9 protein-coding genes are annotated in these 12,525 nt (G+C 65.9%); 6 read left to right on the top strand and 3 right to left on the bottom strand.

Annotated elements, in window-relative coordinates; all coding sequences use genetic code 11:
- Nucleotides 1-27: 27 nt before the first annotated feature.
- The 6 genes from REH34_RS02715 (at nt 28) to REH34_RS02690 (ending at nt 8,939) form a co-directional block, all read left to right on the top strand.
- The gene (locus tag REH34_RS02715; protein WP_311970649.1) at nt 28-1,041 is read left to right on the top strand and encodes a hypothetical protein; all 1,014 of its coding nucleotides are present in this window, start codon (nt 28-30) and stop codon (nt 1,039-1,041) included.
- Between the two features lie 3 nt (nt 1,042-1,044).
- Nucleotides 1,045-2,286 carry an acyl-CoA dehydrogenase family protein gene (locus tag REH34_RS02710; protein ID WP_311970648.1) on the top strand — a complete coding sequence of 414 codons (1,242 nt, stop codon included), beginning with the start codon at nt 1,045-1,047 and terminating at the stop codon, nt 2,284-2,286.
- On the top strand, nt 2,283-3,584 hold the full coding sequence (locus REH34_RS02705) for an NtaA/DmoA family FMN-dependent monooxygenase (RefSeq protein ID WP_311970647.1): 1,302 nt from the start codon (nt 2,283-2,285) through the stop codon (nt 3,582-3,584). Before REH34_RS02710 ends, REH34_RS02705 begins: the two co-directional genes overlap by 4 nt.
- Nucleotides 3,585-3,620: 36 nt before the next feature.
- Nucleotides 3,621-5,003 carry an MmgE/PrpD family protein gene (locus REH34_RS02700; protein ID WP_311970646.1) on the top strand — a complete coding sequence of 461 codons (1,383 nt, stop codon included), beginning with the start codon at nt 3,621-3,623 and terminating at the stop codon, nt 5,001-5,003.
- A 19-nt stretch (nt 5,004-5,022) separates the two neighbouring features.
- Nucleotides 5,023-6,654 (top strand): rhodanese-like domain-containing protein, encoded by a 1,632-nt coding sequence (locus tag REH34_RS02695; protein WP_311970645.1) that lies wholly within the window; start codon nt 5,023-5,025, stop codon nt 6,652-6,654.
- Nucleotides 6,655-6,905: 251 nt separating this feature from the next.
- Complete coding sequence (locus REH34_RS02690; RefSeq protein WP_311970644.1) at nt 6,906-8,939, top strand: M10 family metallopeptidase C-terminal domain-containing protein; 2,034 nt, start codon at nt 6,906-6,908, stop codon at nt 8,937-8,939.
- An 85-nt stretch (nt 8,940-9,024) separates the two neighbouring features.
- On the opposite strand, the gene REH34_RS02685 is transcribed toward REH34_RS02690, so the two are convergent.
- From REH34_RS02685 to REH34_RS02675, 3 genes are read right to left on the bottom strand one after another with little or no spacing between them, the layout of a single operon-like run.
- Nucleotides 9,025-9,744, bottom strand: coding sequence for a UTRA domain-containing protein (locus tag REH34_RS02685; RefSeq protein WP_311970643.1), 720 nt, complete (start codon nt 9,742-9,744; stop codon nt 9,025-9,027).
- 48 nt (nt 9,745-9,792) lie between these two features.
- Nucleotides 9,793-10,377, bottom strand: coding sequence for a nicotinamide riboside transporter PnuC (gene pnuC, locus REH34_RS02680; RefSeq protein ID WP_226504701.1), 585 nt, complete (start codon nt 10,375-10,377; stop codon nt 9,793-9,795).
- A gap of 13 nt (nt 10,378-10,390) precedes the next feature.
- Entirely contained in the window at nt 10,391-12,502 is a 2,112-nt protein-coding gene (locus REH34_RS02675) for a TonB-dependent siderophore receptor (protein WP_311972034.1), read from the bottom strand.
- Nucleotides 12,503-12,525: the final 23 nt, after the last annotated feature.

The following is a 12,525-nucleotide window of genomic DNA, read 5'->3' as shown; positions in this document are numbered from 1 at the left end:
TGCCCTTATCAAAAGTAGAGAACATCGATGAACAAGATTGTCCGCGGGCTGTTGCTGCCCACCTTGGGTCTGATTGCATTCCACGCCACTGCCCAGGAGCGCACCACGCTCACCATCGCCTATCAGGATGCCGGCTTCCCGGCTCTGATCAAGGAATCCAAGGTCCTCGACGGCGCGCCGTTCGACGTCAAATGGGTATTGCTCACCGGCCCGGCCGCCAACCTCTCGGCGCTGTACGGCAAGGCCATCGATGTGGGCCACATGGGCGACACCTCGCTGACCATCGAACAGGCCAATGCGCGCACTGACTGGACGGCTGCCGACGCGCCGCTGAAAATCGTCGCCGGCTGGCGCAACGACTACAGCCCCGACTACTCGCCGCTGGTCACCGCGGTACGCACTTCGGCCCACATCGACACCCCGGCGCAGCTCGCCCACCACAGCTGGGCCTACAACTACGGCGGCTACAACCACGCCCAGTACCTGGTGTCGCTGGTCAAAGCCGGGTTGACGGAAAAAGACATCAGCCCGTTCAAATTCAACGACGGCGCGTCTTCGGCGGCGGCGTTCAACTCCGGGCAGACCGACGCCTATTCCGGCAGCCTGGGGCCGATTCTGCAGAGCGTACGCGGTGGTCAGGCCAAGGTGCTGCTCGATGATCGCGCCACGGGTATTCCGGCCCTGGGGGTATGGACCGCCCGCGCCGATGTACTTGCCGACCCTGCCAAGAGCGAAGCGCTCAAGGGCTTCTTTCAACGGGTGAGCAACTACTGGGCGTGGCACAAGAGCCACCAGCAGGAAGCCACCGCGGTGCTGCAGACCACCCTCAAGCTGACGCCGGAGCGGGCGGTCTACGAGTATCAGGTGCGCAGCGGGGCCTTCCGGCCGTTCGATGCCAAGTTGCTGGCCGAAGAGCAGAACGTCGCCGACGCCTTGTTCGCCGGTGGCGCGATCAAGAAGAAGGTCGACGTCAAGGTCGGTTTCGATGACCGCTACAACGCCGTGCAGCAGGCCGTTCCTTCACAAGTGGCGGGGCGCTGAGCCATGACCGACGCCGTGAAATTCCTGGCCGAGCTGAGCGCTCTGGCCGAAAGTATCGCTACCAGCGCCGACGCGCGCGACCGCCAGCGCGCCTACGGCCATGACGTTATCGATCAATTGCGCGCGCTGGGCTTCTGGCGCCTCAACGTGCCGGTGGCCTATGGCGGCCTGGGCTTCGATCATGAGGTGCTGATCCAGGCGGTGGCCATCGTCGCCAAGGCCGATGGCAGCCTGGGACAGATCCCGCAGAACCATTTCAACTCCGTCGAGCGTCTGCGCATCGCCGGCAGCCCGGCGCAGCGCGACCATTATCTGTCGCAGATCGGCGCCGGGCAGTTCTTCGGCAATGCCACCGCCGAGCCCGGCGAACGCTACCCCGGGGAAGCCGCTGCCGCCTTGACGCCAGCGGCTGAGGGCTGGCGCCTGAATGGCCGCAAGGTATATTCCACCGGCGCCTTGCTCGCTGATCACATCAGCGTGCAATGCCTGGACGAGACCGGCCGCGCCTGCTCGGCCATCGTCACCCGGGGCGCCGCAGGCGTGACGATCACTGACGATTGGGACGGTCTTGGGCAGCGCACCACGGCCTCTGGCAGCTCGGTGTTCGTCGACACTCCGGTGTCGGCCCTGGGGGTAATCAGCCATCCCCGCGATCCGCAGGTGTCTTACCGGATTTCGGCGCAAAGCCAACTGCTGCACGCGGCGATCGACGTCGGCCTGGCCGAGGGCGCGCTGCAGCGTGCAGTGGATTTGTCACGGCATGTGCATGGTGGCCGCGGCAGCGGTGCCAAGGCGTTCGCCGATGATGTGCTGGGCATCGCGCAGCTGGGCGAACTGGTGCTGCTGGCCGGTGCCGCGCGGCGCTTGACCGAAAGCGCCGCGCGGCGTTTGGCGGCCAACGACGCGCACACCGAGCTGGCGACGGTACTGGATATCTTCTATGAAGTGGCCCAGGCCAAGGTTCTCACGACTCGCGCGGTGCTGGAGGTCAGCTCGGCGCTCTTCGATGTCGGCGGTGCCAGTTCGGCGCGGGTCGGCAGCGGCCTGGATCGCTACTGGCGCGATGCGCGCACCCACACTCTGCACGATGCGGTGCGCTGGAAACCCCATTCCATCGGCCTGTGGGCCAGCCAACGGATCGTCGCCGACCCCTGGAGCATCGGCCATCCGTATCGCCCCTATGACGAGCTGTTGACCGCACACCGCCTTGCCCGCCTCGCCGCAGCTCAGGAGGTACCCGCATGACCCGCCAATTGCACCTGAACGTTAACGTCAACAACAGTGGTCGTCATCCCGCCTCGTGGCGCGTGGCCGATGATCCGCTGGGGTTTCTTAGCCTGGAGTTCTACGAGAACATCGGCCGCCTGGCCGAGCGCGGCAAGCTCGACGCGGTGTTTTTCTCCGACGGCTTCGATTATGGCGGCCCCCATGTGGAGCGCCCCTGGCAAGCCCTCGATCCCTTCATTCCTCTCACCGCCGTGGCGCGGGTGACCCAGCATGTCGGCCTCGTGGCGACGGTGTCATCGAGCTTTCACGAGCCCTACAACATCGCCCGCACCGTGGCGTCGCTGGACTTTATCAGCGGCGGTCGCGCGGCCTGGAACGTGGTGGGCACGCGCACCCCGGAAGTGGCGCAGCTGTTCGGCCTGGAGCAACTGCTCGACCACGACGCCCGTTACGCCCGCGCCGAGGAGGCCGTTGAAGTGGTCAAGGCGCTGTGGGGCACGTGGGACAAGGATGCGCTGCGCGGCGATCAGCGCAGCGGCCAGTTCGTCGATGTGCGGGGCATTCACCCCATCGATCATCAGGGCACCTACTTCAAGGTCAAGGGCGCCCTGAACGTGCCGCGCTCGCCCCAGGGCCGTCCGGTGGTGCTCCAGGCTGGCGGCTCGCCGCAGGGCATGGGCCTGGCGGCGCGGCATGCCGATGCGGTGTTTACCGTCAATCACAGCTTCGAGGCGGCGCAGGCCTTCTATCGCAGCATCAAGTCCGAAGCCGCGCAATACGGGCGTGGCGCTGACGAAATATTGATTCTCCCAGGGCTGCTGCCGATTCTTGGCAGTACCGAAGCCGAGGCCATCGCGCGCAAGGATTGGCTCGATGAAGTGTCCGGCTTTGAGCGCGAGCGCCTTGACCTGGCCAACTCTTTGGCCATCGACGCGCAGCACCTGAAACTCGACGAACAACTGCCGTGGACGAAAATCGAAGATGCCGCCCGCAGCCGTGCGGGCCAGGGCTTTGCCAAGGCGGTGCTGGACCTGGCCGCGCGCGAACGCCTGACCGTGCGCGAGCTGCTCAAGCGCAACCCCAATGGCCACCGCAATATCGTCGGCACCGCCGAGCAGGTCGCCGACTCCATCGAGCAGTGGTTTCGCGGGCATGCCGCCGACGGTTTCAATTTGAACGCCGACTATTTTCCCCAGGGCCTGGAAGCGATCGTCGAGCAATTGGTGCCGGAACTGCAGCGCCGCGGGCTGTTCCGCCGCGAATACGAGGCCAGCACCTTGCGCGGCAACCTCGGGCTGCAATTGCCGTGGTCGTGAAGGTGCGACGCCTCGACGGGGGCTGGAGGAGGGCGCATGCGCGGTGACTCCATCACGCTGCGCCTGGCCACGGCCGCCAGCCGCCTGCGCTACGACGATCTGCCTGGCGAGGTGGTGGATCAGGCACGCTTGTTGATGACCGACACCTTGCTGGTTGCCGCCGCCGGGCAGACCTCGACCCTGGCCCGCAACCTGTGCGCCACCCTGGCGCCCTCGGTCGGCAACTGCCACGCCTGGTTCGTCGACGACCGCGCGCCGATGTCGCCGGTGGACGCGGCCTTCATCAACAGCCTGCACGCGGCGATGCCCGGTTACGCCAGCATCAATGACAAGGTCCATGCCGACATCGTGTGCCTGCCGGCCGCTTGGGCCATGGCCGAACACCTGGGCAGCAGCGCCGCCGAGTTGCTGCTGGCGTTCGTCGCCGCCAGCGAGATCGTCGGGCGTTTGTCCCACCATGCCACCCAGCGCAGCGCGGGCTGGTCGCACACCTCTTTGTACGGATGCCTGGGCGCGGCACTGGCCGCAGGCTTGCTGATGAAATTAGCGCCCGAGCAGTTGTCCGATGCCATGGGCCTGGCCCTGGCCCAGGGCGCGGGCACCCAGCAGGGCAGTCTGGAAGCAGCGATCAGTCGGCGTTTGCAACCGGCCTTCGCCAGCCGCAACGGCGTGTTCGCCGCGCAGTTGGCTGCGGCCGGTGCCACGGCGGCTAGCCAGGCGGTAGAGGGGCGTTTCGGCTTGCGTGCGCTGTATGAGGCAGGCGACGACAAGCGCCTGTTCAGCGCTTTGTGGCAAGACTGGCAACTGCTCGACACCTCGCTCAAGCCTTGGCCAGTCTCGGCTTGCAGCCAGGCGGCCATCGCAGCCACCCTGGACTTGCGTCAGCGCCATGAGGTCGACGAGCAGGAGATTCTGGAGATCGTCGCCTACGTCTCGCCCTTCATGTTTCGCTATGTGGGGGCCGAGTTCAGCCTGGAGGGCGATCTGGAAATGCTCGCCCAGTTCAACCTGCGCTACCACCTGGCAACCGCCGTGTTGCGCGGCCCGGTGACCTTCGCCCATCTGCGGCCGGAGGCGCTGCAGGACGCCGACATCGCCCGGGTGCTGCGCAAGGTGCACCTGCGCGTCGACCCGCGCAACAACCATGATTTCGCCCCGGTGACCGTGGCCATCACCCTGCGTGACGGACGGGTATTGGAGGCGCTGCAGGCGCACTTGCCGGGCTCGCGTCAGCAACCGCTGAGCGCTGCCGAATTTGCCGCCAAGGCTGCCAGCTGCGGCGCGCAAGCCGGTATCGACGGCCTGGCGTTGCTGGAGCGCTTGCGCCATTTCGAACACGCCACTGTCCCTGTGGGAGCGGGCTCTGCCCGCGAAGCGCTGCGTCAATTTTCCCGCGGATGTCCCTCGCCCACTCACTAACTCGATGAAGGATCACGACATGTCAGCTCCCCAAAATACCGAACAGGCCATCGTCCCGACCGTGACCGTCGGCCAGTTGCGCGAGCGCTTGGCCGGCACCGGCGAAATCGCTTTGATCGATGTCCGCGAGCAGGGTGTGCAGGCGCGCGACGGTTACATCCTGCGCAGCGCCGGCCTGCCCCTGAGCCAGCTGGAGTTGCGCGCGGCGACCTTGCTGCCGCGCTTGCACGCCCCGGTGATCGTCACCGATGCCGGGGACGAAAGTCTGGCCCGCCGCGCCGTTGCCAAGCTGCAGGCACTGGGCTACAACCAGGTCAGTGTGCTGCTGGGCGGCGTCGCGGCGTGGCGGGCCCAGGGTGGCGAGCTGTTCACCGGCACCAGCGCCCTGAGCAAAGGCTTCGGCGAATTCGTCGAGCATCAGTACGGCACGCCGCACCTGAGCGCCGAGGCCCTCAAGCAGCGCCTCGACAACGGTGAACGGATCGTCCTGCTCGATGGCCGGACCCTCGCCGAATTCGACACCTTCAGCATTCCCGGCGCCCAGGCGTGCCCCAATGGCGAGCTGGTCTATCGCGTGCATCCGCTGCTGGCCGACGACAGCACGCCAGTGGTGATCAACTGCGCCGGGCGTACGCGCTCGATCATCGGCGCGCAGACGCTGATCAACGCCGGGCTCAAGAACCCGGTGCTGGCCTTGGAGAACGGCACCATGGATTGGCTCATGGCCGGCTTCGATCTGCAAAGCGGTGTCGAGGCCACAGTGGCGGCCCCGGCACGCTTGCAAGCCGCGGATGCCGCAGCCAGGCACCTGATCGAGCACTTCAGGGTGCCGGTGATCGATCTGCCGACGCTGGAGCATTACCGCCTGGAAGCGACCCAGCGCACCTTGTACCTGTATGACGTGCGCACCCGCGCCGAGTACCAGGCCGGGCATCTGCCGGGCGCACGCTGGGCCGAAGGCGGGCAGTTGGTACAGGGAGTGGACGTGTACATCGGCGTGCAGAACGCGCGGGTAGTGCTGGTCGACGATGAGCATGGCGTGCGCGCGGCGGCGGCGGGCTCGTGGCTGGCGCAGATCGGTTGGGCCGAGGTGTCGATCCTGCGTGTCGACGCCGCGCAGGCCAGCGAACGCGGCGATGATCCACAGCCGTTGCGCGCGCCGTTGCCCAAGGTGCAGCGTCTGACCCCGGCGGCGTTGGCCGAGCTGTTGCCTGCGGGTGACGCCGTAGTACTCGACCTGGACAGCAGCCTGGCGTATCGCGAGGGGCATGTGCCGGGTGCCTGGTTCGCCATTCGCGCACGGCTCGACCAGCGGTTGCGCGAGTTGCCCGGCAGCGGCGCGGTAGTGCTCACCTCCAGTGACGGACGTATCGCCCAGCTGGCTGCGGCCGAAGTGCAGGCGCACGTGGTGCGCCAGGTGCTGGTGCTTGAAGGGGGCACCCAGGCCTGGCGCCAGGCCGGGCAAAAGCTCGAGCAAGGGGAGCAGCGTTTGTGGGACAGCACCGATGATGTGTGGCGTTCGCCGTATCAGCTGCAGGATCGCAACGCCGCGTTCCGCGAGTATCTGGACTGGGAGCTGGGGCTGGTAGAGCAGTTGCAGCGCGATGGGACATCGCGGTTCAAGACCTTTCCTGCGGTGACCGCACTCTGAACCTGTCGCAAGGGGGCTCGCCCCGTGGGCCCGACCTGCCCGGCGCGCACCCTTGCTCCCACAGCTAAGTACGACTCGATATCGGCTAACACCCACGGGCGCAACGCTTCCTCGCGAAGAGGCCATGTGCCACACCGCACCACTCCGACGACTGACCTTTCACCCTTCTGGCGCAGGCCCGAAAAGCCGCTAGGGTCAAGGAGCCGAGGCGCGACGCCTCTTTCCTTACCACCCGCGCAAAGGACTGTCCCATGGCCGCTCTCGATACCTCCGCACTTGACACCACAGCCCATACCACCCGCACCTCCCCAGGCAAGACCGTGCTCGACGTCACCGGTTTTGACGACCTCAACCAGAGCATCGCCGTGCAGGACGACGGCAAGATCCTCGTCGCCGGCTTCACCTTCTACGGCGGTATCTTCGAAACCGATTACAACTACTCCATCGTGCGCCTCAACGCCGACGGCACCCTCGACCACAGCTACGGCACTGACGGGCGCACGGTGATCGACGCCGAGGTCTCCATCGATCAGGGCTACACCCTCGCCGTGCAGCCCGATGGCAAATTGCTGATGTCCTACATGACCTACAATGGCAGCAGCTTCGATTTTCAGGTCACCCGCTTCACCGCCCAAGGGGCGCTGGACAGCGCGTTCAACGGCACTGGCCGGGTCGATATCGCCGCCGGGATCGACCCGGGCAGCGCCACGATCAAGCTCAACGCCGATGGCTCGATCCTGCTGACCGGTACTGCCGACGATCACGTCGTGGTGACCCAATTGCACGCCGATGGCAGCCTCGACCGCAACTTCGGCGACCAGGGCACCGTGATCATCTCCAGCATCGAACTGTTTGACGCCCGTGCCACGTTGCTGGCCGATGGCAAGCTGCTGCTCGGTGGCACCGTCTACGCCGACGGCAGCTATCAATATGCCGTGGCGCTGATCAACGCCGATGGCAGCCTCGACACCCGCTTCGGTACGAATGGGCAGGTGGTGCTGGGCAACAGCACGGGCCTGGATTACACCAGTGCGGTGACCGAGCAGGCCGATGGCAAGATCCTCATCGCCGGCGCCGGTTCCGCGGATTTTGGCCTGGTACGGCTCAACGCCGATGGCAGCTTCGACACCACCTTCAGCGGTGATGGCCAGACCACCCTGGACGTCCAGGGCCACGACGCAGCCCACTCGGTAACGGTGCTTGCCGACGGCAAGATCCTCGTCGCCGGCACCAGTGCACTGGGCAACAACCAGGACTACAGCATCATCCGCCTTGACAGCGACGGCTCGCTCGACACCACCTTCGCCAGCCCCAACGGCAAGTCCTATATTCAGGGTTCGGCGGTAGACGACGTGCTGGTCGGTACCGCTGCCGCCGAGACCCTGCAAGGCCTGGCCGGTACCGATGTGCTGGAGGGCGGTGGCGGTCGCGATCAGTTGGCAGGCGGCAGCGGCGCGGACGTGTTCCGTTTCCCCTCGCGCGACGACAGCTATCGCACCGCGACCACCAGCGCCAGCGACCATATCGTCGACTTCAACGCCGAGCAGGACCGCATCGACCTCAGTACCCTGGGTTTTACCGGCCTGGGCGACGGCCACAATGGCACCCTGGCGGTGGTTGCCAACAACGACAGTAGCTTCACCTATTTGAAAAGTTTCGACGCCGACGCCAGCGGCCACCGTTTCGAGCTCGTCCTCAACGGCGACTATGCCGGGCAACTCAACAACGACAACGTGCTGTTCAGCACGCCGGAAATCCTCGGCACGGCGGGCAATGACGTGCTCAGTGGCTCGCCCATCGACGAGATCATCCGCGGCCGCGCCGGCGACGATCAGCTCTCTGGGGCGGGCGGTGATGACGTGCTGGTGGGCGGCGCCGGCCGCGATGTGCTCAACGGCGGCAGCGGCAGGGACGTGTTCCTCTACACGGCGGCCAGTGACAGCTATCGCACCGCCCAGGTCAGCCACGGCGATCTGATCGCCGACTTCGAGCTGTACCAGGACCGCATCGACGTCTCCAGGCTGGGCTACACCGGCTTTGGCGATGGCACCGACCACACCCTCAAGATCAGCTACAACGGCGCGCTCGATCGCACCTACCTCAAGGACCTGCAACCGGATGCGCAAGGGCATCGCTTCGAAATCGCCATCCAGGGCGATGTCGAGTACGACCTGACTCGCTCCAACGTGACCTTCGCCAAGGCCGCGGCGGCGCTGGCGGCCCCCGAAGTGCCATTGGTGGCGCTAGGGGTGGCGGACACCTTGCATCATGACGTGCTGGGCTGAGTAGCCACTCGGTTCGCAGCACCTTGCACCTGTGTGACCGGTCGCTGCCCGGTCATGCGCCTGCATCGGCCCGACAAGATAGCGCTCACCCACTGATCGCCATCACCACTTCTACCGCATCCGCCCGCCAATGCTCCTGGTCATACTCCACCACTGCACCGCTCTGATCGAAGCACAGGCGTTGCAGGTACAGGCCGTTGGAGCCCTCGGCGATGTCCAGCAGGTCGCTCTGCTGCTGATCGAGCAGCAGCGGTTTGAGGCTGATCTCGCTGCGTGCCAGGCGGCGGTCGAAGCGCTCGCGCAGCAGGGTCGTCAGCGAGCCATTCAAGGGCTGGTCGAGCAGGTCGGGGCAGTTACTGGCGCGCAGCACGTTGGTCTCCAGCAGCACCGGCACGCCATCCACCCAGCGCCGCCGTTGCAGCCAGTACACCGGCTCGGCGGCATCGACCTGCATTTTTGCTGCCAGCCACGGACCGGCCGGGCGGTATTCGGCGATCAGGCATTCGGTGCGCGGTTCGCGGCCCTGGGCGGTGACGTAGTCCATGAAACTGGTGGTGCGGGTCGGGTCGTAGTGCACCGCCAACGGTGATACGAACCAGCCCCGGCGCGGGCCGCGGTACAGGCTGCCCTGTGCTTCGAGGCGCTGCAGCGCCTGGCGCAGGGTCACGCGGGTGCAGCCGAAGTGTTCGGCCATCTCGCGTTCGGGGGCCAGCCGCTCGCCGCGTTGCAGGCGGCCGGCGTCGAGGTCCGCGCTGAGTTGCTCGCTGATGCGCAGGTACTGATGCTGCGGGGCCTTATTGCTCATTCCGGGACCTGTGCGTGCAAGCAGAGGATGTCGATACTGGGGCCGCGCTCATGACGGCACCGGCGCGGCGGCGTTGTCGTTCTCCACATCACGCTGCCAGGCGCGCAGGCCATAGGCTGCCAGCAGGATGAAGCCGGCGTAGAGCACGGCGGTCAGCGGCAGCGCCTTGTAGTAGTACAGGCCGCTGTAGATGGCATCGAGGATGATCCACAGCCACCAGCTGGCGATGAACTTGCGCGCTGCCCAGTAGCTGGCCACCAGGCTGAAGCCGGTCAGGCTGGCGTCGAGCCAGGGCAGCGAAGCATCGGTGAAATGCGCCATGCTGGCGCCTAGCGCCACCGAAATCACGGCGCCCACTGCCAGGCTGACCAGCGCCAGGCGTGGTGCCAGGGGTTCGATACGCACCTTGCCGTGGTCCATGCGCCCGGTCTGCCAGCGCCACCAGCCGTAGCCCTGCAGGAAGGCGAAGACGATTTGCAGGAGCATGTCGGAGTAGAGTTTCACGTCATAGAAAATCCACACGTACAGCAGCACCGCGACCACGCTGACCGGCCAGCACCATGGCGTGCGCCGCGCGGTGAGCCAGACACCCAGGACGTTGACCAGTACAGCAATGATTTCAAGAGGGGACATCACGCAGACTCCTTCAGAAGTTGACTGTGGCCGACAGCCGCGCGGTACGCGGGGCGCCGAGGAAAAGGTAACCGTCGCCGACGGATTCGCCAACGTCGCGCCAGTAGCGTTTGTCGAACAGGTTGTCGACCGTCAGGCGAAACACCGTGTCATACCCGTCGATGCGGGTGGTGTATCGCGCGCCGCTGTTGAACACCGCGTAGTCGCCGACCTTGACGTCGGCGCTGCGGTCGGCGTACTTGGCGCCGCTGTACTGCATGCCGCCGAGCAGCGACAGACCGTCGATGCCCGGCACGCTGTAATCGGCCGACAGGCTGGCACGCAGCGTTGGCACATTGATCGATTGATGGCCTTCGTAGGCATCGGTACCGCTGCCGGTGACCCTCGCCCGTATCGCCGCGACACTGGCAGACACCTGCAAGCGCTCACTGGCGCGGCCGCTGGCGGTGAGCTCCAGGCCGATGTTCTTCTGCTGACCCTGCTGCACGTAGGTGCTGGTGCCATCGTCGTTGGGGCGCGAATATTGATACGCCTGGGTGATCTGGAACAGCGCGGCGCCCAGGCTCAGGCGTTGCCAGTCCTGCTTGATGCCGATTTCCACTTGCCGCGAGACACTCGGGGCCAGGGTCTGATCGGCATTGGTGGTGTACCAGGCCGCTGCACTGCCCAGCGACAAACCCTTGCTGTAGCGGGCGTACAGCGACAGGTCGGCGCGCGGTTTGTAGAGCACTGCCAGGTTGGGCAAGAACTCCCACATTTGCGTATGGCGGGTGACGCTGCCGTCGGTGTCGTAGGACTTCTCGTCGAGGCGCACTTCGCGGCCGCCCAGTAGCAGCTGCCACTGCTCGTTCAGGTGCAAACGGTCGTTGAAGAACAACCCGTACTGGCGGCTGTCGAGGTTGCGGTAGGTGTGGTTGAGGGCGCCATCGTAGGGCGCGAAGGTGTCGGGATACGCGTTGATATTGCCTTCCCCGACGTATTGGTTGATGGCTTCGCGCTTGTCGACGGTACGGCGGAACGCACTCACGCCCAGGTCGAGTTCATTGCGCAGGCCGCCGGTAAAGAACTCCCCAGATACTGCCGCTTCGGCTTCGTCAGTGCGCCGCGTGTCGTCGGGGCTGCGAAAGTCATAGATGTCGTAGTCGCCTTCGCGGCTGAATGTATTGGGCACCGCCGTGTCGGCGCAACTGGCAGCGCCGTAGCAGGCCCAGGGGAAGGCGCTGTAATCATCGATGACCACGCGGCTGCGCGACAGGCTCAGGCGCGCGCTCCAGTCGTCGCTCAGGCGGTATTCATAGCGTCCGCTCATGTTCAGCGAATCGATACCGACCGGGTTCGACCAGCTCTGATAGCCCAGCAGATCGTGGGGATTGGCGTGATGGGGCAGTGCGATGCCGCCGAGCAGTTGATAGCCGGGCACGGAGCGTTGTTCGCGGCTCTGGTACTCGACGTCCAGCTGCAGGGTCGAGCGTGGATCGATGTTCCAGTCCACCGCCAGGGAAGCGAAATCGCGCTTGCCGTCGGCGTGGTCGACATAGGAGCGCAGGTCTTCATGGGCGAGGTTGGCGCGCACGCCGAATTGCTGCTCGCTGCCGAACCAGGTGCCCAGGTCGGTGGCCAGGTAGCGACCGCCTTGCTCGTCGGTACCGGCGGTGATCGAGCGCACGTCCTTGGGCCGCTTGGTCACGTAATTGACCACGCCACCGGGTTCGCTGACGCCGCTTTGCAGGCCGGCCAGGCCCTTGAGCACCTCGACCTGCTCTTTATTTTCGAGGGCGATGTTCTGCTCCCCGGTCACGGTGCGGCCGTTGATCTTGTAGCTGCTGGCGGCGTTGAGGGAGAAGCCGCGCACCACGAAGTTCTCGTAATAGCCGACCGGTGCATAGCTGTCGCCGACCGCGGCATCGTTGCGCAGCACCTCGCTGAGCAGGCGGGCCTGCTGATCCTGCAGCAGCTGGCTGTTGAAGACCGAGATGGCCGCGGGGGTATCGATCAGCGGCGCTGGCTTGCCTCCGCCGACCGAGGCTTCGGTGGCGCGATAACTGTCGGCGGCTTCACCCGTGACGGTGATGGCGCTCAGGGTGGTGGCGTCGTCGGCGAATGCCCAGGGCGAGAGCAGGCTCATGCTCGCGACCAGTGCCCGGACGG

Origin of the sequence: Pseudomonas baltica, assembly GCF_031880315.1 — a bacterium.
In the GTDB taxonomy this organism is placed as follows: Bacteria; Pseudomonadota; Gammaproteobacteria; order Pseudomonadales; family Pseudomonadaceae; genus Aquipseudomonas.
Note: the sequence above shows the minus strand (reverse complement) of the source record. Positions and strands in the feature narration are given on the sequence as shown.

Excerpts from the sequence above, each read along its gene's own strand:
- REH34_RS02715 (WP_311970649.1), top strand. The coding sequence starts at position 28 with ATGAACAAGATTGTCCGCGGGCTGTTGCTGCCCACCTTGGGTCTGATT.
- REH34_RS02710 (WP_311970648.1), top strand. The coding sequence starts at position 1,045 with ATGACCGACGCCGTGAAATTCCTGGCCGAGCTGAGCGCTCTGGCCGAA.
- REH34_RS02705 (WP_311970647.1), top strand. The coding sequence starts at position 2,283 with ATGACCCGCCAATTGCACCTGAACGTTAACGTCAACAACAGTGGTCGT.
- REH34_RS02700 (WP_311970646.1), top strand. The coding sequence starts at position 3,621 with ATGCGCGGTGACTCCATCACGCTGCGCCTGGCCACGGCCGCCAGCCGC.
- REH34_RS02695 (WP_311970645.1), top strand. The coding sequence starts at position 5,023 with ATGTCAGCTCCCCAAAATACCGAACAGGCCATCGTCCCGACCGTGACC.
- REH34_RS02690 (WP_311970644.1), top strand. The coding sequence starts at position 6,906 with ATGGCCGCTCTCGATACCTCCGCACTTGACACCACAGCCCATACCACC.
- REH34_RS02685 (WP_311970643.1), bottom strand. The coding sequence starts at position 9,744 with ATGAGCAATAAGGCCCCGCAGCATCAGTACCTGCGCATCAGCGAGCAA.
- pnuC (WP_226504701.1), bottom strand. The coding sequence starts at position 10,377 with ATGTCCCCTCTTGAAATCATTGCTGTACTGGTCAACGTCCTGGGTGTC.
- REH34_RS02675 (WP_311972034.1), bottom strand. The coding sequence starts at position 12,502 with ATGAGCCTGCTCTCGCCCTGGGCATTCGCCGACGACGCCACCACCCTG.